Consider the following 21713-nt stretch of genomic DNA (forward strand, 5'->3'; position numbering starts at 1 on the left):
GGAGACGACCATGCGGCTTGTCATTGGGGGCAGCGGTCATCTGGAATACCGGGATCTCGTGAGCTTCGAGTTGGCGAAGCTGCACCGCCGCTGCCGAGTCATGGTCCTGATCCACGGCGGTCTGGGCGGCGTCTGCGCGGCGGCCGAGGACTGGGCGCGGCGGGCCGGTGTGCACGTGGTGCGCTACCCGCCGAACTGGGTTCGCTACGGTAAGACGGCGGAGGCGGTGCGCAACCGATTCATGCTGAAGGACGCCCGACCCGATCTAGTGGCGGCCTTCCCCGGCGGCCCGCACACGCTGGATCTCGTGCGATGCGCCCTTCGGGCACGGCTCGCCGTCTACGAGGTGCCCGAGCGCGACGTGCCGGCCCAGACGATCCTCGACCGTGCGGACGGGCCGCCGGGTCGAGATCGCTCGAACGGGCTTCGAAGCCAGCGCGCTATCGTGCTGCACATCTGAACATCGACCGACACAGGGAGATCATCGTGGTTCGGCATCCCAACCTCGCGAGGCTGCTCTCAGGCCTCGGTCGATCGGCGTTCGGGCTGACGATGCGGGCCTACCGCGCCGGCCTGATCGGGCGGCGCGGCGCCCTGATCGGGACGCAGGTCGCGCATCAGCTGAGCCGAATGGGCTTGCAGGTCGCGCTCGACCACCGGCCGCTCGCGCGGCCACCCCGCGCAGGGCCGGGGACGGAGCGAGGCTCGACCGCGGGGCCAGCCGAGCTTCCGGTGCTGGTGCATATCCTCGAACACGCACTGCACGTCCTCTCGATCCTGCCGCGGATCATGCGCTCACGCCGTTTCGGGACGGCTCTGCTGATCCGCCTCGCCGTTGCCGGTCTGGGCGACGTGGGTTTTGCCATGCTCCGTCATGAACATATCGCGTGATCCAAGCTCCCGAATGGATCCGAGATCTCATCAAACATTCGTTTTATCGTAGATGCACAAAAAGATGAAATTCATACAGTAAAAATTGAGGCTATGCCATGAGATATCTGCAAATTCAGATCTTATCGCCGATCGAGAAGCTTTTATCGCTTCTGGGTGGCGCCGTCGCGATCCTATGCTTGGACCAAGCGCGGGCCGCCGAATGGAGAGGTTCATCGTCGGATCGCCCGACCGTCGCAGACTGGTCCGGCGGGTATCTGGGCGTCGAGGGCAGCGCCGGAGACGCCTACGGCAGCTTCAACTTCGACGCGGGCTCGGTCGAGCGTCGCTCCGTGCCGGCGTTTCGAAGCGGGGATAGCACTGGCCGCAGCGATCAGGGACGCAATGCCACGACGGTGCTGGGCGGTGTCGTCAGCGGCTACAACTGGCAGACCGGTCCGTACGTCTACGGCCTGGAGGCGGACCTCTACGGCGCAAACCTGAAGCGGCCCGTGTCGTCGACCGTGCCGGGGTTCGGCTTCGAGAACGGCGACGCCTCCTTCAGTCTCATCCGCGCTCAGGCAGATCTGTTCGGCGCTGCCCGCGCCCGTATCGGCTACGCGTTCGAACGCAACCTCGTCTACGCCACCTTCGGCCTCGCGGGCGCCGAGACACGCTTCCGCTCCACGTTTCCCGACCTGGATACCGGCTTCGCCGGGATCGCAAGGCGTGACCACTCCTATCTCGGCTTCACACTCGGGGCCGGCGTGCAGTTCGCAATCGCTGAGAACCTCGCCCTGGGCATCGACTATCGCTATGCCGATTACGGCAGGAGCGCTCGCTTCGGTCTCGGCAGCGTTGCGGGTCCGGACGGCGGGGCGTTCTCGACCCAGGCCTCGTTCACCTCAAACCAAGTGATGGCGCGGCTCCTCTGGGTTCCCGGAGGACTGCGCCTGCCCCCCGAACCCGACGAGCTCGCCCCCCACGATCCGGACAACGGCGACACCGGCCGCTTCTCGCTGCACGGCCAGACGACGTTCATCGACCAGGGGGTGACGGGCTTCCATTCGCCTTACCGCGGCGACAACAGCCTCGTGCCGCATCAGGCGCGCGGCACGCTCACCGCCACCGCCTTCCTCGGGTTCAAGCTGACCGACAACACCGAGCTGTATTACAATCCTGAGTTCGACCAAGGCTTCGGTCTGAGCCGCACGCTCGGCGTGGCCGGCTTTCCCAACGGCGAGGCGCAGAAGGCCGGCTCGTCCTCTCCGAAGCTGCGCTCGCAGCGCTACTTCGTGCGTCAGACCTTCGGGCTCGGCGGCGAGACCGAGACCGTGCCGGACGGGCCGAACCAAGTCGCGATCACACGGGATATCGAGCGGATCACCGTCGCGGCGGGCAAATTCGCGCTGGGCGACTTCTTCGACGGCAACATTTATGCCCACGATCCGCGCGTCGACTTCATGAACTGGTCGCTCTGGGAGTCGGCGGCCTACGATTTCCCGGCCAACCTGCCCGGCTACACCCAGGGCATCGTGGTCGAGTACAACCGTCGCGAGTTCGCGCTGCGCGCAGCCTATACCCAGGTCCCCAAGCTCCCGAGTACGGATCCGCTCGATCCGCGCTTCCCGCGCCGGGGCGGGGCCGTGGTCGAGTTCGAGGAACGCCACGTGCTCCCGATCCTCGACCAGCCGGGAAGGCTGAGGATCGGCGCGTTCTCGCACGAGGGACGTACCGCCAACTACCGGCAGGTGGTCGCGCTCGCGGACTCGATCGACATCCCCGACGTCAACACGGCCGTGAACCTCAGCCGGAGAACCCGCAACAAACGGGGCGCCTACATCAATCTCGAACAGGCGCTCACGCCGGAGATCGGCCTGTTCGCCCGGGTCAGCGCCGCCGATGGCCGCAATGAGAACCTCTCCTTCACCGATGTCGATCGGAGCGCCTCCGGTGGGTTCTCGTTCAAGGGCTCCCTGTGGGAGCGACCGAGCGACACGATTGGCATCGGCGCGATGATCAACGGCCTGTCGCGCGCGCATCGGGACTACTTTGCCGCAGGCGGCCTCGGCCTCGTGATCGGTGACGGGCAGTTGCGTTACGGGCCAGAGCGCGGCATCGAGACCTACTATGCGCTGGGTTTGACAAACACGGTGACAGTGTCGTTCGACTATCAGTTCATCGACAATCCTGGTTACAATAAGGATCGCGGCCCAGCCAATTTTTTCAGTAGTCGTCTACACATCGATTTTTAGTTTCTATTTTTGAAATTCACAACCAGTCCAGATGTATATGCCTCACATACTCTGAATCATTATTTCTATCATGTATATCTCGATCTAACCGATCCGTGGGATCCGCGCGTTCAGGCAGACATCAGCCCGAGGCGTACGCAAGTAATCGCGGCCTGCGTGCGCGTCGTCACGTTCAGCTTGCGCATCACGCGGTCTACGTGGAAGTTCACCGTCCGCTCGCTGATACCGAGGAGGGCGGCGATGGCGACAGAGGATTTGCCTTCCACCACCCGGGCGAGGACCTCCCGTTCGCGTTCGGTCAGCGTCGGGCGCTCGGTGTCCCCCACGGCCGGCGCTGTCCGCTGCAGGACGTTGTGCAGGACGGCCAGCAGCAGCTCGAAGTCGATGGGCTTGGCGACGAAGTCGTCGCAGCCCAGCTGGCGCGCCTCGATCTGGTTCTCCCGGCCGGCGAAAGCCGTCAGCAGCACGAACGGGGTCCGCGAGCCGGTCTTGCGCAATGCGCGCAGCAGTTCGAGCCCGCTCAGGCCCGGAAGGTCGATGTCGCAGAGGATCGCGTCGTGCGCCTCGCCCAACCGCGCCAAACCTTGCATGCCGGTGATCGCAAGATCGACACGGAAGCCCGCCTCTGCGAGCACCTCGTTGGTGAGTTCGGCGATGTCGGGATCGTCCTCGATGCACAGGATGCGCCGCGTCACGGCTTCGCTCCGGGCAGATGCAGGTGTACCGTCGTGCCCCGGTCGACCTGGCTCTCGATGCGAACCTGGCCGCCATGCGCCTCGACGAAATGGCGCACGAGATGCAGGCCGATGCCGAGGCCAGGAACACCGCCGCTGTTGGCGGCGCGATAGTAAGGCTCGAAGACCCGATCGAGTTCCTCCAGGGCGATCCCGACGCCGTGGTCGGCCACCGTGATCTCGCTTCCGTCGAGTAGGGCCGAGCGGCCGGCGTGGATGCTGATCGCGCAAGGCTGCGGCGAGTACTTGATCGCGTTCGAAACGAGGTTCGACACCGCCTGATGGATCAGGACGCGGTCGCCGTGCAGGGTTGGCTCGGCCACGCACACGGCGATGTGAACATGCGCGGCCTCATATTCGGCCACGAGCGCCTCGAGGAAAGGGACTGCCTCGATCGCCTCGCGGTTCAGCAAGATCTCTCCACGGCCGACTTCGGCAGCGAGGCGGACGCGCTCGACCAGACCCTTGAGGCGCGTCGCGGCGTGTCGGATCTTCTCGCTGCGAGCGATGATGTCCATCGGCTCGATCGTCTGCGCCAGCTTGCCGAGGCGATAGCCTTGACCGTCGATCGCAGTCAGCGCCGTCGCGATCTCGTGAGTCAGGATCTGCACGAACCGCCGTCCGGTCTCGGCCACCAGCCGTTCTTCGGTCAGACGTGCGTCGACCAGGGCGTGGTTGCGCCGTCGTTGCTCGACCAGGAAGGCGACGAGCCACTGCGCGGCGACCGCGATCACGCGGTTGACGACGAAGCTGAGGACGATCCCGCCCTCCGGCGGTCGAATGAACGAGCCGACCAACGAGGCGGCGGTGGCGAGGGCGGCGAGACGGAACGTGCTGCCGGGACCCATGTAGACGCCGAGGAGGATCGGCAGCGTGTAGGCGAAGCAGATCGAGACGTTGTCGGCGGGCTCGAAGAGATCAGCCGTGAACACGCCGACCACGAGGAGGAGCGCGAGGGCGAGCCTCGGCTTGAGACTAAGCATCGGCAACGTGGTAATTTGGAAGAGCGCTCGTCGCGCCGCGCGACTCGGCTCGATGAGCAGAGGGCGCGCGCGCATGAGACCGACAGGGCTAGCGGCGCGCTTGGGTAACGCTCGGGTTCCCGTATGGTGCGCGCTCGCCAACGCTTTACCCTCCTTACCGACGTAACCCAACACCGATTGAAAGCTCGGGACGGATCGCCGCTACCAATCTTTCACAGAACCTGAGCTGCGACATTCTCGCCGGAACTTAGGGTAGTAGAGCGAGGATCGCGCCGACCTGCAACCTGTCAAACCTGACAGTTAGACGACCCGCGCACGCCGCCCACCGCTTGTAAAAATCATCATACACTTGCCACGGTCCGATATAAAAACCCTAACACTAGGTTGCTAAGCTCAACTTCCGAGGGTGTGCGCCTGTCAGAACTGACAGTTGCCGAAGGAGGAGCAACGCTCTACCGCGAAGCTGCGCCTGTGTGAGCCGGCCGCTCGGGCGTCGGTGCCCGCGACAAGCCAGCGCGATACACGCTGATGCTTCCTGTTCGCAATGTTTAGTTCTGTATGCATCGAGCTGCAAAAGTATGCGCGGCAGTCGTTTAGAAAGGTCGCGGCATGGATGTGCGTAATCAGCTCCGGCCTGATCTTCTCGATGCTGAAGCCGGGACACCGCTGAGGCCATTCGGCTCGCCGACGCTGAAGATCGCCGCCGCGTCTATGCTTCTGATCGGCACCGTCGCGGCGGTTGCCATCTGGCCCGACGCCGCACGCGACGTCGCTGGCAGGACGGCAGCACTCGTCACCGGCCTGTCCGGCCGCCGCGCGGACAGAGCCGATGCTTCCGAACCGGCGACGACAATCGCGGTCGAGCGCAGCTTTCGGCCGACGCCGATGCAGCTCGCGTCGTTCGGGATCACGAGCGTTCAGGCGACCGAGTTCCGACCGCAAGGACTGGCCGAAGGGCGCATCGCGCTCAACGATGACGACAACGTGCCGGTCTACTCTCCCTATGCTGGGCGTGTCACCAAGATCACCGCCAAGGCAGGTGACGACGTGAGGGCGGGCCAGCCCCTGTTCACCGTCGAGGTGACCGACATGGTCCAGGCGCAGAACGATTTCCAGAGCGCGATCAACGCCCTCAACAAAGCCCAGGAGCAGCTCAAGCTCAACCAGATCATCGCCGCGCGCCAGCAGGTGCTATTCCAGGCCAAAGCCGCCGCGCTCAAGGATTATCAGAGCGCCGAGAACGACGTCATCTCGGCCCAGAGCGACAAACAGACCGCGGAGGCGGCCCTGGAGGCGGTCAAGAACCGCCTGCGGATCCTGGGCAAGACCGACGCGGAGATCGCCGCGTTCCAGAAGAACAGCAGCATGAGTCCGGAGACGGTGATCCGAGCGCCGATCGCCGGGACAGTCGTGCAGCGCAAGGTCGGCCTCGGCCAGTACCTCGGCACCGGCAGCGATCCGGTCTTCACCATCGGCGATCTCGCGACCGTGTGGCTGATCGCCAACGTGCGCGAGAGCGACATCCCCCGCATCCGGCTCGGTCAGCCGGCCGTGGCGACCGTCAACGGCTTCGGCGACCGCACCTTCCGCGCGCGTGTCACCTACATGGCCGCGAGCCTCGATCCGGCGACGCGCCGGCTCGCGGTCCGGTGCGAGGTCGAGAACCCCGATCAAGAACTCAAGCCTGAGATGTTCGCGCGGTTCGCGATCATCACCGGCGACGCCGTGAGCGGCCCGGCGGTCCCAGAGAGCGCGGTCGTTCAGGAGGGGGACCGCGCGCATGTCTGGGTGCTGCGCCCGGACGGCGCGGTCGAGGCCCGCGAGATCAAGCTCGGGCTGCGTGACGGTGATCTTCTGCAGGTCACCGAGGGCTTGCAGACCGGCGAACGGATCGTCTCGCGCGGCGCCCTCTTCATCGATCGGGCCGCGAGCGGAGAGAAGGCTTCATGATCACCGATCGACGAGCTTCGGCTTGCACCGCAACCGACCGCGGGAAGTTGTCATGACCGGCGTCATCACCTTCGTCCTGCGCCAGCGCGTCCTCGTCCTCCTGCTGTTTCTCGCGACGCTGGTAGTCGGCGCGGCCAGCTATGCCCAACTGAACATCGAGGCTTATCCCGACCCCGTGCCGCCGCTCGTGGACGTGATTACCCAGAACCCCGGCCAATCGGCCGAGGAGATCGAGCGCTACATCACCATCCCGCTGGAGGTGCAGCTCGCCGGCATCCCGAATGCCACCGTCGTGCGGACGATCTCGCTGTTTGGCCTCTCCGACGTGAAGGTCCAGTTCAACTACAATTTCACCTATGAGGAGGCCGAGCAGCGGGTCCTCAACCGCTTGTCGCAGCTCAGCCCCCTGCCGAACGGCGCCCAGCCCTCAATCTCGCCGGTGAGCCCGATCGGCGAGATCATGCGCTATCAGCTGGTCGGACCGAAGGGGTTCTCGCCCACCGACCTCAAGACGCTCCAGGACTGGATCCTGCAGCGGCGGTTCAAGGCGATCCCCGGGGTCATCGACGTCACCGGCTTCGGCGGCAAGACCAAGGAATATGAGATCGCCGTCGACCTCGCCCGGCTTCAAGGGCAGGGCCTGACCTTGGTGCAACTCGTCACGTCCCTGAACAACTCCAGCATCAACGTCGGCGGTCAGACGCTGAACATCGGCGAGCAAGCGGCCGTGGTGCGCGGCATCGGTTTGATCCGCGATCCGGACGACATCCGCAACACCATGCTCACGCAGGTGAACGGAACGCCCGTGCTCGTGCGCGACGTCGCCGAGGTGCGGGTCTCGAACGCACCCCGGCTCGGCATCGTCGGCCACGACGATCAGGACGACATCGTGCTCGGCATCGTGCTGCTGCGCCGCGGCAGCCCGAGCCTGCCGACGATCCAGCGCGTGGAAGCCGAGATCGAGAAGATCAACGCGAGCGGCATTCTCCCGCCCGACGTGCGCATCGTGCCGCTCTACGACCGGTCGGGGCTGATCGGCAAAACCACGCACACGGTGATGCACAACCTCGTCTTCGGCGTGGCGCTCGTGTTCGTGGTTCAGTGGCTGTTCCTGGGCTCGCTGCGAAGCGCCATCATCGTGGCGGCGACGATCCCGTTCGCCCTCGCCTTCGCGGTGGCGATCTTGGTGATCCGCGGCGAGTCGGCCAACCTGCTGTCGCTCGGTGCCATCGACTTCGGCCTGATCGTCGATGCGACCGTGATCATGGTCGAGAACGTCTTCCGACACTTGTCGGAGCATCCCGGCGGTCCGATCACGCACGCCGATGACGCTGGCGATGAGGGGTCGGCCCTGACGGGCAAGCTCGGCACCATCAGTTTCGCCGCGTCCGAGGTGAACCGGGCGATTTTCTTCTCGGCGACGATCATCATCGTCGGCTTCCTGCCACTGTTCACGCTGAGCGGCGTTGAAGGGCACATCTTCGGGCCGATGGCCAAGACCTACGCGTACGCGCTGATCGGCGGCCTGCTCGCGACCTTCACGGTCTCGCCGGCCCTGTCGGCCCTGATCCTGCCGAACGAGATGGAGGAGCGCGACACGCTCATCGTGCGCCTCCTGCACTTCGGGCACACGCGCTTCCTGCGCTTCGCCTTGGGCAACAAGATCCTGACGCTCGGCGCCATGCTCGTCGTCCTGCTCGTCGCCGGCACGATGGTCCGCTCGCTCGGCCTGGAGTTCCTGCCCAAGCTCGAGGAGGGCAATCTCTGGATCCGCGGGACGATGCCACCCTCGATCTCGCTCGAGGCCGCGAACACCTACGTCAACCGGATACGCGCCGTGCTCAAGGCGTATCCGGAGGTGGAGACCACGATCACGCAGCATGGCCGGCCCGACGACGGCACGGACGCGACCGGCTTCTTCAACGTCGAGATCTTCGCACCGCTGACCGACGAGGAGACTTGGCCATCGGGGCTGACCAAGGAGCGGCTCGTCGAGGATATGTCAAAGACGCTGGAGGAGCACTTCCCCGGCGTCGAGTTCAACTTCTCCCAGTACATCCAGGACAATGTCGAGGAAGCGGCTTCCGGCGTGAAGGGCGAGAACTCCGTCAAGGTGTACGGCAACGATCTCAGCGCGATCTCGCAGGCGGCCGAGCAGATCAAGGCGGCCCTGGCCGAGGTGAAGGGCATCACCGACTTGGCGATCTTCACCTCACTGGGTCAGCCGACGGTCCGCATCACCGTCGATCGCGAGAAGGCGGCCCGGTACGGGCTGGCGCCCGGGGATGTGAACACCACGGTTCAGGCCGCGATCGGCGGTCAGACCGCGGGTGACGTGTACGAGTATGGCTCGGATCGGCACTTCGCGATGCGCGTGCGCCTGGCCTCGGCGTACCGCCGCGACCTCGCCACGATCCGCAACATCACGGTGGGCGCCCAGAATCCGAGCGGCGGCGTGATTCCCGTGCCGCTTTCTGAGATCGCCACGGTCGAGCTCGTCTCGGGCGCCTCGTTCATCTATCGCGAGGGTCAGCAGCGCTACATCCCGGTCAAGTTCTCGGTGCGGGGACGCGACCTCGGCGGCGCCGTGATCGAGGCGCAGAACCGGGTCGCCCAGCAGGTCCAGTTGCCGCCGGGCTCTCACCTCGAATGGGTCGGCGAGTTCGGGAACCTGCAGGACGCGATCGCCCGACTGAAGGTCGTCGTCCCGATCACGCTCGCGCTGATCGCCCTGCTCCTTTACATCAACTTCTCATCGGCCACCGACATGCTGCTGACGCTGTCGGTGATCCCGATGGCGATGATCGGCGGCATCTTCGCCCTCGTGCTGACGGGGACGCCGTTCTCGGTCTCGGCGGCGATCGGCTTCATCGCGCTGTTCGGCATCTCGACCATGGAGGGCGTGATCCTGCTCGCCTACTACAACCAGCTCGTCGAAGACGGCTGGCAGCGCCGCAACGCGGTGTTCCAGGCCGCGACGGTGCGGATGCGCCCGGTGATGATGACCTGCGTCGCGGCCTGCGTCGGCCTGCTGCCGGCCGCCTTGTCGACCGGCATCGGCTCGCAGGTCCAGAAGCCGCTGGCGCTGGTTGTGGTTGGCGGCATCCTCCTGGCGCCGGCCCTGATCCTGGTCGTTATGCCGATCCTGATCTCGCTGTTCTCGCGGCGGCGACCGGCCAGGAGCACGCAGGTTCGACCCAAAGTACAGGCCGTGTCCGCCCCTTAAACGTCCCGCAATCGCCATAGAGAACGGTCAAGCTCAGATGCTTGCCGTCGCTCGACGGACCACGCCTGCAGAAGTGCCTCGATGCGTCCCGATCTCGATCATCATGCCGCGCGATATCCGGTGCGGGACGGGATGTTCGTCCGCGTGTCGGAAGGATGGGTAATCCCGCTGACGATGGCCCTCGGTCGTCTCTCTCGGTATGGCGGCGTCATACTGCTGGCTTGGAGCGTCGCCGCCTGCGCGGTGGGGCCGAACTTCATGCCGCCGGAGGATCCGCCGGTCAGCCGCTACACCAGGGAGCCGCTGAAGAACCCGTCGGCCGCCGACAAGATTCGCACCCGGCAAGGCGGCTCGGCCGACCAGAGCTTCGCCTCGGGCGCCGACATCCCCGGCCAGTGGTGGACGCTGTTCCATTCCAAGGCACTCAACCGCCTCGTCGAGCAGGCGCTGGCCAACAACCCGACGCTGGAGGCCGCGCAGGCCTCCCTGCGGGTAGCGCAGCAGAACGCGCTCGCCCAGAAGGGCACGCTCTATCCGAGCCTGACCGCGACGCCTCAGGCCGAAGGCATCCAGGCCCCGGGCCTCGACCTGCAATCGCCGCTGCAGAACCAGACCCAGTACCTCTACAGCCTGTTTACCCCGCAGGCGGTGGTCTCGTACAATCCAGACGTGTTCGGCGGGAACCGGCGGCAGATCGAGTCGCTGGAGGCCGCCACCGAGAACCAGCGCTTTCAGCTGGAGGCGGCCTATCTAAGTCTGACCGCCAACGTCGTCGCCGCCGCCATCCAGGAGGCATCCCTGCGCGCGCAGATCGATGCGACGCAGAAAGTGATCCAGGCGCAGATCGAGGTGCTGCAGCTGTACAACAAGCAGCTGTCGCTCGGGCAGATCGCCGGGGCCGACGTGGTGCAGCAGCAGGCGGCGCTCGCCCTGTCGCAGCAGCTGCTGCCACCGCTGGAGAAGGCGCTCGCGCAGCAGCGCAACCTGCTCACCGCACTCGCCGGGCGTCTGCCCTCCGACGAGGTCCCGGAGACCTTCCGTCTCTCGGCATTGAGGCTGCCGACCCGGCTTCCGGTGAGCCTGCCCTCGCGGCTCGTGCAGCAGCGCCCCGACGTCAAGGCGGCGGAAGCCATGGTGCAGCAGGCGAGCGCCAGCGTCGGCGTCGCGGTCGCCAACCGCCTGCCCCAGTTCACGCTGACGGCCACGGGCGGATCGAGCGCGACGCAAATAACCCAGATTACCAACCCGGCCGCCTCGTTCTTCACGATCGTCGGCCAGGCGACGGCACCGATCTTCGATGCCGGCACCCTGTTCCGACGCCAGCGGGCCGCCGAGGAAGGCTTGACCCAGGCGCAGGCGCAGTACCGCGCCACGGTGATCACCGCCTTCCAGAACGTCGCCGACGCGCTGCGAGCGCTGCAGGCCGACGCCAGGGCGGTGGCCGCCGCCGACGCAGCGGTCAATGCGACGAACCAGAGCCTGGAGCTGGTCCGCAAGCAGTTCACGGCCGGCTCGGTGACCTCGACGCAAGTGCTGATCGCCCAGCAGGGTTACCTGTCGGCGCTGGTCACCGCGGCGGGTGCTCGCGCGACCCAGTACGCCGACACCGCGGCGCTGTTCGTGGCGCTGGGCGGCGGCTGGTGGAACCGCGCCGACGTGGCGCCGCCGCCCCCGGAGAAGGATCCGCTGAAGTTCCTGTGATCCAGCATCTCTCCGTAACCCGAGGCGATGGCAGTGTTGGTTCGTCGAACCCGTCCGCTGTTCTCGGAACGACCCGATCCAGTGAATACAAGGGCACAGAGCACATGCGGCATCGACGACCTCGCATCGATCGGATCGGTCCCTCCCATGATGGCGAGGGACTACTGTACGACCAGTCCGGCAGGCTCTCTGAAGCGCTGGATCAGGTCGGTCTCGCCTGCCGGGACTTTACGCCCACCTCCGCCGACGATCATCGGCGAGCCGCGAGGGTTGCGAGAATGGTCTGCGCGACGGCACTCGGCCTTCTCGTTGGAATGGCCGGCCTCAAGACCGCGTCGGCCGCCGACCTGATCGTCTCAGAGCCCGTCGGTCGGTTCCTGGCGACCTGCGAGACTCTCGCGCGGTCCTGCTACGCCGACGCCTGCGGTCGAGATCAGATCGATGCGGCTTCGGGCTGCCGAGGCCAGTGCCCAAGCTCGGTCGTGATCAGCGTCGTGCCCGCTGCCTGTCCGCTAACCGATCCGCGCGCGAGCATCGACGCCGCCGCGCGATCATCGTTCGTCCACGATGAACCTCGCCTATCCTCCGCGCGAGGTGCGGTCGAACTGGTGCTGAGCCGGCGCACGGAAGCGCTGACGACGGTGGCTCAGACCCTGCGCTACGCCGAGCGCGCGAGCAACGGAGCCTTCGCGGTCGAGCGGGTGCACGCCGAGCACCGGCTCGGTGAGCCGTATACCCGGGTTCACATCTGCTACCGCCTCGGCGACCGATCGACGGCGCCGATCTGCAACATCGATTATCTCGTGACTCGCGATCCGCCGCACGTCGAGCCGGCCGACCGGTTCGACGGCATCGGTCGCGACCTCGAGCAGGGTCCCCAGGCCTTCCTACGGGCCCTCGCCCGCGAAGCGGAGCACCAACAGCAGCCGGCCCCGCTGCAGGCGTTGCGTCGGGTCCTCGAGCCGCTCAATCCCTACGACTGGCGCTGACGGCAAACCCATCGCGCTCGCCGCCTCCGGTCCGGTGTGGGGTTCGAACGGCTTCGGACGTCGCGCGACGCCGGCGCTTTACCGACCTGTACCAGATGTCGAACCGGTACCGGGCGTGACCGACTTGCCCCCCTGCGAGATGTTGGAGTTGCCGGTGCTGCCCGCAGGCAGCCCAGAACTCGTGCTTGAGGTACCCGGTGATGTCGCCCCGTTGACGGCGCCCGTGCCACTGACGCCGCTGGAGCCCGTACCACCGGTTCCAGAAGCAGAGCCGCCGGCACTGCCGCCCGCCCCAGCTCCGCCCGCGCCACCGCCGGCTCCGCCACCCGCGGCGGCTACACCGGCTACCATGCCGATGACCATCAAGGCCGCGATCAGCGGCGTGCGGATATCGACTCTCATTTTGCCTCCGGTCATGGCGTGGACGGCGCGTTCGAGACGCGCTGCAATCGAGCCAACCGGACCGGGGATGGCGCTGTTCCGAGATCGGGGATTCTCACGATGTCGGTAGCCGCATCCCATATCTCATCGAAGCCTTTGTCAGCGCCGTGACGGCCACCGCCAGCATGCCGATGCCGAAAGCGAGGCGTGCGACGACACGATGGGGCGCACGATCGCGGCAAACGCTGCGCACGGTGCAGGATCGTACGATCAGAAGCCGGGCCACGCACCGGGGATCGTCTCGCCATAACCCCAACCTGTGAACGGCGGAGCGGATACCCGCTGCTTGGTCACAGGCGGGAGGTAGCTGGACAGCGGCCTGTGCACCTCCCAGTCCATCCAACCTCGCGCACGATCGGCGGCGGCCCTGCGTCTGAGCGTGAGGTCCATGTCACTTGCGCGTGAAGCCCTGTGATCATGGTGAGCCTTGACGCCGCGCACACGTGCCTCGGCAGACACGTCTGTCAGAAACATGACGAGCGGGAGGACCATCACCGAAATTAGCCGCATCGGAGTTCCCTGCGCATGATATGAGGGGTAATCATCGCAGCACGGGCACGAACGGCATCGAGCCGACGGTCGCCTCATCCTCGCCGAGGCTGTGCCCGGTCGAGCGACTATCCCCTCTCAACGGTTCGCCGTGGTGACGGGCGAGGTGACCCCGCCCAGCGACACCCAGGCGATGGCGTCCTGGCTCTCGCGCTTGACGAAGACATAGCCGGTCCGGTGCCAGGGTAAGATGTCGTTGGTCTTGTTGTCCAGGACGAGGTCGCCGCGATCGGTCAGCAGGGTGAGTACGGCGTGACCCTCGCCGTTGGCGTCCACGACCACGGTCATCCGCATCGCCCGGCGCGGCAGACCCGCCTCGGCGAGCAGATGGCGCTTCAGGAGCTGATAGTCCTCGCAGTCGCCGAAGCCGTCCTCGGCCAGGTTCCATTGATCGGCTACGTGCCAGTGGTCCATGTCGGTCATCGGCTGCACCGCCTTATTCACCCGGCGGTTGATCGAAACGATGGTCGACCAGGTCGCGGGCGTGAGGGTGATGCGGGCAGGCTCCGTGCGGTCGAGTACGCATTCGGCCGGATAGTTCTCGCAGAACGTCACCCATGCCGCGATCGGTCGGGCCGTTCCCAGAGGCTGCGCCACGCTCGGGGCGCTCGGCAGCGACGCGAGGGTTTGAGCCTGCACGGCGCCGATCCCGAGGCCGATGGAGAAGGCTGCCGCGAGGGCAGGCCTGAGGCGACGCGCGGCGTGGACCGAGACCGCATTCCGCCTCGTGAAAGCCGCAAACCGCATCGCCGAGACCCAACCGTTAAGCTTTCGTTAACGGAAGTTCTCACGCCGACGCGCCGGCGGCAATCCAGCGCTCAACGAAAAATTAACCCTGTGCGTAGCGCGGATAATATCGGTCGGCGCTAATCGTCCTGTCAGATCTGACAGTATGCATAGCCTTTCCCGGGGACTATGAGAAACAGCTTGGATTTTATTGCAGGGATAAGGTAGAGCTTGAGTCCGGGCGTGTCGAAAGTCTGACATCCCAAACGCTTGCGCATTCCCAGCTCGTTTCGAGGATCTACGGTGCGTCCGACACGATGGAAGCGCCGTGTGAGGCGAGGCCCGATCGGCGAACGCCCAGGCTCGGCAGCCCAAGCCGACGTGAGTGCAAGAGGATGAAGACGAAATGCGTCGCGCTTCAACGTGTCGATAAGGTCGAGGTCAGAGTGTGACGTTCGTCCAGCTCCGACTGGTCGCATTCGGCCAGGCAGCTTTCATGGTCGGCTGCGCACGAACGCTGACGGAGCTGGGCATCGATCACTCAGTGTCTGTCCGGCGACATATTGAGTGATGTAAGGGGTTTGTGATTCAAGGCGGCCTGTGTGGAGGCTGCTGATGTGGACGACCGAGAACCGGGCCCGCTACGATCGAAGCGAGCTTCGGTATCCGAGCGATCTGACGGATGACGAGTGGGCGCTGATTGAGCCCCTGATCCCTCCAGCCAAGCGTGGCGGCGGCAAGCGCAGTGTCGACATGCGGGCGGTGGTGAACGGCCTGATGTACGTGCTGAGCACCGGCTGCCAATGGCGGGCGATCCCAAAGGATCTGGCGGCGCGCTCGACGGTTCACGATTACTTTGACCTCTGGGACTATGACGGCACGCTGGAGCGGATCCATCACACGCTCTACGTCGCCTGCCGGGAACGGATGGATCGGGAGGCCAGCCCGACGGTGGCCATCATCGACAGCCAGAGCGTGAAGGGCGCGGAAAAGGGGGGCGCTCGATCGACCCGCCCGGCTACGATGCGGGCAAGAAGATCAGGGGCAAGAAGCGCCACATCCTGGTCGACACGCAGGGCCTGCTGATGCACGCGCTCGTCCATCCCGCCGACATTCAGGATCGGGATGGCGGCGTGCTGGTGATGGCCACGCTGTTTGGCCTCTACCCGTTCCTGCTCAAGCTCTTCGCCGACGGCGGCTACCAGGGACCGGCCTTCCAAGATGGCCTTCGCAAGGTCTGCCGCACCCTCACGGTCGAGATCGTCAGGCGCTCCGATCAGGCCAAAGGCTTCGCTGTGCTGCCCAAGCGTTGGATCGTCGAGCGAACGATCGGCTGGCTCAACCGCTGCCGCCGTCTCGCAAAGGATTGGGAATGCAAAAGCCGGAAAGCACGAGCGTTCGTCCTCTTGGCCTCCATCCGCCTCATGACCCGAAAGCTCTGTCAGAAAACATCATGATGCCGGACAGACTCTCAGAGGCGGACACAGGTTGGCAGCCTGCGTTCAGTCTCGTTGATGCATAAGGGCGGTTCACGCCGTCAGCTACAGGCCTTACATATTTTTGCATGAAATATTATTTACTCGATTCTGATGAGGACAATGAATAAATCGTGCTGAAAAATCATGCGCGGTATCGGATCCATGTATTATCGAGGGCTAACTCTGTTATTTTTGATATCAGGGATTGCTTTTCACACTGAGTCATGCGCTGCGCAGTACAACTCGGGGCAGCTGCGGAAATCGATCGAACCGGTCTATATCAGGCCCACCTACGGTACCTATCACCAGTGCGGCGGCGCATGCCTGAAGAGCGGGTTGCTGACGTGGTTCTGCGAGGAGAACACCGGCTGCGCCCTGAACTGCGCGATCGGTCCGCCGGTGAGGCGGTGTGTTACGTCAGGTAGCGTCATCGAGGATTTTCGCATTCTAAATTAGTTTTCGCAAAGTGTAGCTGAACTCGGCACGATTCAGTTCAGCGATGGATCGACGGTCCTGCGCGGATGCACAGGGCCGTCCGAGTTTTGTATCTAGTATGGCCTTAACCCGTTACAGCGGTTGCCGGCGGAGCCACGGCAGACGGCTTCAAGTGGTCTTCCGGCCGCGCTTCTTAGGAGCTTCAGCGCCGACCGTAATTGTTGCCTTAGCCGTGGTCTCTCGGCGCTGACTGCCGAGACCGAAACTCTTGGCGAGAGTCGAGCGTTGCTGAGAATAGCTAATTGCTACTGTGGGATAGTCGCGGGGCAGACCGTAGCGCTCGCGGTATTGCGCGACGGTCATACCATTGCCGGTGAGATGCCGCTTCAGTGTCTTGTACGGCTTGCCGTCGATGAAGGAGATTAGCGCGTCGTGCGTAATCGATTTGTGGATCTGAGCTGGGGTTGGTTTCTCGACCATCGGAGCTTCTGATGCGCCACCCTGGCGGAGGCCGGACAGAGCGGAGTAGATCCCGAAGATCAAGCTTGGCAGCTCAGCCGCCGGCAGGCTGTTGTTCGAGATGTATGCTGCAACGACCTTGACTGTCTGCCGAATATGATCATTCCGCAGTGTGACCGCTTTCTCGTTCATGAAGTAATCCTTTTTGGAGATCAAGTGCACAAATGACGCAATCTTCCTCCGAATTCAAGTAGAAATCTCATAATACAGATTTGAAACTTACCTCCGACCATCTGCATAATCAAATTAGATATTTGCCGCAACATCTCGCTCACAATCATCTATCTCACCGGACTCTGTTAAATTCATGAAGGTGAGCCATATCAACGATAAACATTAGGCTGGGCAATAATTTCATCGTATTCAGTTTTCCGCTAGACACTGCGCTTCGAACGCCCGAGGTCTGCTCAGTCAGATCAAGCGCAATCGTAGATAAACTATCAAACCGGCTTCGGGACACAGCCCGTCACCGTCTGGTCACTGCCGCGGCCTGAGGCATCGTTGCAGCTAGACATCAGTCTCGTTCAGCACATGTTAGTGGGCGCGATGAGTGTCAGGGAGGATGACATGCTAGGCGAAAGACGCCGACTGCCAGCTACTATCGCAGCTGGGGCAATTTTGTGGGCTGGAACGGCGCTGGCGCAAACCACCCCACCGTCTCAGCCGTCGACTGTCACTCAGCGCGGCCAACAGCTGCCGCCGGGCGACCCTCTGATCGGGCAGCCGGATAATCCAGATGCGATGAAGCTGGCTCCGGTATCTGGCCCAGTTCTGCCCACCCGTGCCGACAAGCTGCCAACGGCGATGCTGCACGTACCCGAGGGATTCAAGGTCGAGGTGTTCGCCAGCGGGCTGCCGGACGCCCGATCCATGCGCCTGGGCGACAAGGGAACGCTGTTCGTCGGCTCGCGCGTGCGCGACAAGGTGTACGCCGTCGTGCCAGGCCCGAACGGCAACGTGGTCAAGGTGATCGCCAGCGGTCTGCATCGGCCGAACGGCCTCGCGTTCCACGACGGCGCGCTCTACGTCGCGGAGCTGTCCAAGATCTGGCGATATGACAACATCGAGGCGAACCTCGACAGCCCGCCCAAACCCGTGCTGGTCTACGAAGATCTGCCAACGGACGAGCCGCATGGCTGGAAGTTCATCGCCATCGGCCCCGACAACAAGCTCTACGTCCCGGTCGGCGCGCCCGGCAACATCGTCATGCCGTCATCGCGCCACGCGCAGATCCGGCGCATGGACCTGGACGGCAAGAACGTGGAACTGGTCGCGACCGGCGTGCGCAACTCAGTTGGATTTGATTGGAACCCTGTTACCAAAGACTTCTACTTCAGCAACAACGGCCGCGACTGGATGTCGGAGGATCTGCCGAACGACACGCTGCACGTGGTCAAGGCGGGAACGACGACGGCGCCCAACTTCGGCTATCCCTATTGCCATCAGGGCAACTTCACCGACCCTGAATTTGGATGGGGTCACTCGTGCGACGAGTTTGCCAAGCCAGCCGGCTTGATGGGCCCGCACGTGGCGACGCTGGGGATGCGGTTTTACACGGGCGATATGTTCCCGAGCAGCTACAAGAATGCGATCTTCCTGGCCCGTCATGGCTCGTGGGATCGTACGAAGAAGCTCGGCGGAGATGTCGTGGTCGTCAAGCTCAAGGACGACGGCACTATCGCATCGTACGAGCCGTTCCTGACAGGCTTTCTCCAGAACAATGCCTACGTGGGCCGGCCCGTCGATGTGCAGCCAATGCCGGACGGATCGCTACTGGTATCCGACGATTGGAACGGCGCTATCTGGCGCATCACCTACAAAGAGCCCTAAGTGACTTGGCCGAGGTGAGACCTCCTCGCCCCGGCTTAATCACCCTCGCCCGCCATCGGACCCGCCGTGCGCCTGCTTGTTGGTCTATCAGCCTTGATCTTGCTCGATAGCATCGGCGTGCCGGTGTGTGCGCAGCCGGCCACGGAGCAGTTGAGTATCTGCCTCAGCTGCCACGGCGAAAACGGCACGTCCCAAGCGGAGCACGTGCCGTCGCTCGGCGCCCAGAAGAGCGACTACGTGTAGCGGCGCGCAATCGAACTGTGGCGGAGGCGCAATCGAGGGCGTTTTCCGGCGCACGATCGGTGAGACTGGAGACGGTCTCCGACGCACATTCCGTGAGACTGGGCGCACGATCGGTGAGACCGACGCGAGATCATCCGAGCCGACGCACGCTGCGTGAGACGGATCAGGTCGGCAGGCCGGCGGCCCGCATCTCGTCCAGGAGTTCGGCGGCCCGGGCCGCTTCGAGTTCGCCGCGGAGGAGCCGTCGGACCTCGCCGGGCTTGGCGTCGAACTGCTCGGCCAGACTGCGAAGGTCGTAGCCGTTCCGCGTCAGCCGGGGCTCCAACTCGTCGAGCTGGCGCGATAGCACAGCATCGATCATGTCGGCATCGACCGGCTTGGCCCCGATCTCGAAGGCGGCTTCGAAGGCGCGCACGAGATGCTGCCCGATCTGGAGCGGCGTCTTCAGCTTGGCGGCGAGCAAGGTGGCGGCGCCGTCGGTCAGTACGTCGGCCTGCGCGATGCCATCCTGGAGCGAGGCCTTCATCACCCAGTCGATATAGTCGCGTTGCCGATCACGCAGCCCTCCGAACTCGAACACCGTCGTGCGGTCGCCGATTTCCTCCATCTTGGGACGCCGCAGGTCGTTCTTCAGCTTGGGATGGCCGATCAGCACGATCGAGAGCTGCCCTCCGCCCTCCGCCACCAGCTCGATGAGGCGCTTGAGCGCCGTCAGCGTCTTGGGGTGGAGGTCGTGCGCGTCGTCGATGAAGAGCGCCACGGGCTTCCTGGCGCGCCGGAACAGCTCCTGCAGGTCTCGCTCGCGGCGTTCCGACTGGCTGGAGATCGTCACCGTCTTTTCCGGCGACAGGTCATAGAACAAGGCAGCCAGCAGGAGCGGCACGGTGATCTTGGCCTTGTCGACCGACAGCGAGCGCGACACGATCACCCGGCCTTCTCGCTCGAGGTCGGCACGCAGGCGGCGCGACAGCAGTGTCTTGCCCGAGCCGATGACGGCCGTGACAGCGATCAGGCGACCACCCGCGATGGCGGCGCGGATATCGCGGGCGACCTGGGTATGGTGCTCTGTCTCGAAGAAGCCGACGTCGGTCGGCGGTCGCAACAGGTCGTAGAAGCGCATCACTTCGGTGAGCATCAGCCGACGCCTCCCCTCTGCCCGGGCGGGAAGCGCTCTCGGACGGCGGCCAGGACCTCGGGACGGGCCAAGGTCCGCGCCAGCAAGGCGTCGATGAAGGCGCGATCCTCAGCCGGGAGGGTGGCGAGGGGCAGCCTGATGGCCTCGGCGATGGCGCGCCGGGCGACGAGCAGATTGGCGAAGCTCAGCTGTCCGAATGGGTCGGGATCGCGGAAGGGACGCACCGGGACGGACAGAGGCGGTCGCGCCTCGGCCATGACGACGTCGGCCTCGCCCGACAGCGCCGCACGCGGCAGCGCGAGCCGGCGCGCCAGGTCCTCGACCCGCTCGGCCTTGACCTCACGCCTGGATTTGCGGTGCTTGCGATAGCGATGCAGCGGGATCGGGCCTCCGACCGGAAGAAAGGGGCCGGACCGCCGATCCTCGCATTCCACCCAGAGTTCCTGGTCGAAGAGGCCCCACCACACCACGACCGTCTCGCCGGCGAACTCGGGATCGATCTCGTAGGTCACGCCGGCGATCGTCATCCGGCAGTCGAGCGCCACGACCCGTCGTTCCGGTTCCCGGGCAAAGGCGCAGAACCGATCCCAGCCGCACATCTCCCGCAGACCGTCGTCGGGCAGGTGCGCCAGCCAGTCCTCGATACGGCTGTGCGGTTCGATGCGATGATCGCCACGGTTGTAGCTGTCGATGAAGCGCGCCAGCCACCGATTGGCCTCCGCCTCCGTCTCGGGCCGGTGGAAGTGGTACAGGGTCTCGTGGGCCTCCTTCACGGTGCGGAAGGGCCGCTCGACCTTGCCCTTGGAGCGTGCCGTGGTGCGCCGACCATCCGACCCGGCCGGCCTGTGCGTCGTCACCGCGACACCCAAGCTCTCCATCACGCGTCCGAACACAGCCGACTTCGCGACCGGGCCGTTGTCGAGGTAGAGAGCCGCCGGAATGCCGCCGAACGGGCTCCCGTTCTCGTCGGTCTCCTTGCGGGCCATGGCGTTGAACAGGAAGCGCAGCGCGCTCTCGACGTCCTCGCCGTAGACGCACCGATATTCCTGGTAGGCGACGCCGGAGCGGTCGTCGACGACGCTGAACAGCATCAGCATGGGCGCGCCCGAGCGGTCATGATCGAGCCAGGGCGGAACTTCGATCTGCTTGAGATCCGAGGGGCTCATGTCGAAGTGCCAGAGCGCGTTGGCTTGCGCGGCCTGGAAGCGGACGGCGGGCGGCTCGCGGACCATGCGGGCATGATCGTAGCCGAGACGCCGCAGGTGTCGGTTGAGGGTGGATGCGGTCAGGCGGCCTGGTGCCAGCTTCATGAAGCCATCGGGCGTGTCGACCCCGTGCTCGACAAGCAGGCCGAGGATACGCACCGTCGACAGGTGGCGGCCCTTGCGGTTCGTGGTGCGGACCTTCATGGCCGCGACGATCTCGCACCAGCGTTCGATCTCGGAGGCCGACATCGACCTCGGCCGCCCCTGGTCGGCGCGGTGAGCGGCATGGGGGCGACGTCCGCCACGCAGCAGGCGGTACAAGGTCGCCCGGCTGACGGCATAAAGCGCGGCGGTCGACCGGATCAGGGTGGTCCGTTCCGGATGACGGGCGGGGAGTGCGGCAAGCCGCTGCCGGAGGGTCACCAGGGCCTCGGTCGGCACGGC

15 protein-coding genes are annotated in these 21713 nt (G+C 64.9%); 9 read left to right on the forward strand and 6 right to left on the reverse strand.

Annotated elements, in window-relative coordinates; genetic code table 11:
• The first annotated feature begins 10 nt into the window (after positions 1–10).
• From ABC766_RS32520 to ABC766_RS32530, 3 genes are all read left to right on the forward strand, one after another.
• On the forward strand, positions 11–460 hold the full coding sequence (locus tag ABC766_RS32520; protein WP_081948878.1) for an SLOG family protein: 450 nt from the start codon (positions 11–13) through the stop codon (positions 458–460).
• Between the two features lie 92 nt (positions 461–552).
• A complete protein-coding gene (locus tag ABC766_RS32525; protein WP_053622405.1) occupies positions 553–891 on the forward strand; it encodes a hypothetical protein in 339 nt (112 codons plus the stop codon).
• Between the two features lie 98 nt (positions 892–989).
• Complete coding sequence (locus ABC766_RS32530) at positions 990–3125, forward strand: carbohydrate porin (protein ID WP_051976342.1); 2136 nt, start codon at positions 990–992, stop codon at positions 3123–3125.
• 110 nt (positions 3126–3235) lie between these two features.
• Here the strand turns inward: ABC766_RS32530 and ABC766_RS32535 are convergent, their stop codons facing one another.
• Both ABC766_RS32535 and ABC766_RS32540 read right to left on the reverse strand, forming a co-directional pair.
• The gene (locus ABC766_RS32535) at positions 3236–3820 is read right to left on the reverse strand and encodes a response regulator transcription factor (RefSeq protein ID WP_053608462.1); all 585 of its coding nucleotides are present in this window, start codon (positions 3818–3820) and stop codon (positions 3236–3238) included.
• Entirely contained in the window at positions 3817–4842 is a 1026-nt protein-coding gene (locus ABC766_RS32540) for a sensor histidine kinase (RefSeq protein ID WP_043388487.1), read from the reverse strand. The genes ABC766_RS32535 and ABC766_RS32540 overlap by 4 nt, the downstream gene beginning before the upstream one ends.
• An 885-nt stretch (positions 4843–5727) precedes the next feature.
• Here ABC766_RS32540 and ABC766_RS32545 point away from each other — a divergent pair.
• The 4 genes from ABC766_RS32545 (at position 5728) to ABC766_RS32560 (ending at position 12708) form a co-directional block, all read left to right on the forward strand.
• On the forward strand, positions 5728–6792 hold the full coding sequence (locus ABC766_RS32545; protein WP_244538983.1) for an efflux RND transporter periplasmic adaptor subunit: 1065 nt from the start codon (positions 5728–5730) through the stop codon (positions 6790–6792).
• 52 nt (positions 6793–6844) lie between these two features.
• Positions 6845–10018, forward strand: coding sequence for an efflux RND transporter permease subunit (locus ABC766_RS32550; protein ID WP_053608460.1), 3174 nt, complete (start codon positions 6845–6847; stop codon positions 10016–10018).
• A 174-nt stretch (positions 10019–10192) separates the two neighbouring features.
• On the forward strand, positions 10193–11719 hold the full coding sequence (locus ABC766_RS32555) for an efflux transporter outer membrane subunit (RefSeq protein ID WP_053608464.1): 1527 nt from the start codon (positions 10193–10195) through the stop codon (positions 11717–11719).
• The gene (locus ABC766_RS32560; protein WP_210254069.1) at positions 11716–12708 is read left to right on the forward strand and encodes a hypothetical protein; all 993 of its coding nucleotides are present in this window, start codon (positions 11716–11718) and stop codon (positions 12706–12708) included. The genes ABC766_RS32555 and ABC766_RS32560 overlap by 4 nt, the downstream gene beginning before the upstream one ends.
• A 1068-nt stretch (positions 12709–13776) precedes the next feature.
• Here the strand turns inward: ABC766_RS32560 and ABC766_RS32565 are convergent.
• Positions 13777–14445 (reverse strand): transglutaminase-like cysteine peptidase, encoded by a 669-nt coding sequence (locus ABC766_RS32565; protein ID WP_053608458.1) that lies wholly within the window; start codon positions 14443–14445, stop codon positions 13777–13779.
• A 594-nt stretch (positions 14446–15039) separates the two neighbouring features.
• Here ABC766_RS32565 and ABC766_RS32570 point away from each other — a divergent pair.
• Positions 15040–15881 (forward strand): IS5 family transposase gene (locus ABC766_RS32570; protein WP_091995207.1). Its coding sequence is split into 2 segments (ribosomal slippage): positions 15040–15430 and positions 15430–15881, totalling 843 coding nucleotides; the frame shifts between segments, so codons are not numbered across the junction.
• A gap of 624 nt (positions 15882–16505) precedes the next feature.
• On the opposite strand, the gene ABC766_RS32575 is transcribed toward ABC766_RS32570, so the two are convergent.
• Positions 16506–16988, reverse strand: a complete 483-nt coding sequence (locus ABC766_RS32575; protein ID WP_078947056.1) for a MucR family transcriptional regulator — start codon at positions 16986–16988, stop codon at positions 16506–16508.
• A 609-nt stretch (positions 16989–17597) separates the two neighbouring features.
• Here ABC766_RS32575 and ABC766_RS32580 point away from each other — a divergent pair.
• Complete coding sequence (locus tag ABC766_RS32580) at positions 17598–18686, forward strand: PQQ-dependent sugar dehydrogenase (RefSeq protein ID WP_238247141.1); 1089 nt, start codon at positions 17598–17600, stop codon at positions 18684–18686.
• A 406-nt stretch (positions 18687–19092) separates the two neighbouring features.
• Here ABC766_RS32580 and ABC766_RS32585 read toward each other — a convergent pair whose 3' ends face one another.
• Both ABC766_RS32585 and ABC766_RS32590 read right to left on the reverse strand, forming a co-directional pair.
• Positions 19093–20064, reverse strand: coding sequence for an ExeA family protein (locus tag ABC766_RS32585; protein WP_127993251.1), 972 nt, complete (start codon positions 20062–20064; stop codon positions 19093–19095).
• Positions 20064–21710, reverse strand: coding sequence for a DDE-type integrase/transposase/recombinase (locus ABC766_RS32590; protein ID WP_164891434.1), 1647 nt, complete (start codon positions 21708–21710; stop codon positions 20064–20066). The genes ABC766_RS32585 and ABC766_RS32590 overlap by 1 nt, the downstream gene beginning before the upstream one ends.
• Positions 21711–21713 lie beyond the last annotated feature (3 nt).

Source organism: Methylobacterium fujisawaense (assembly GCF_039619325.1).
GTDB classification, from domain to species: domain Bacteria; phylum Pseudomonadota; class Alphaproteobacteria; order Rhizobiales; family Beijerinckiaceae; genus Methylobacterium; species Methylobacterium fujisawaense.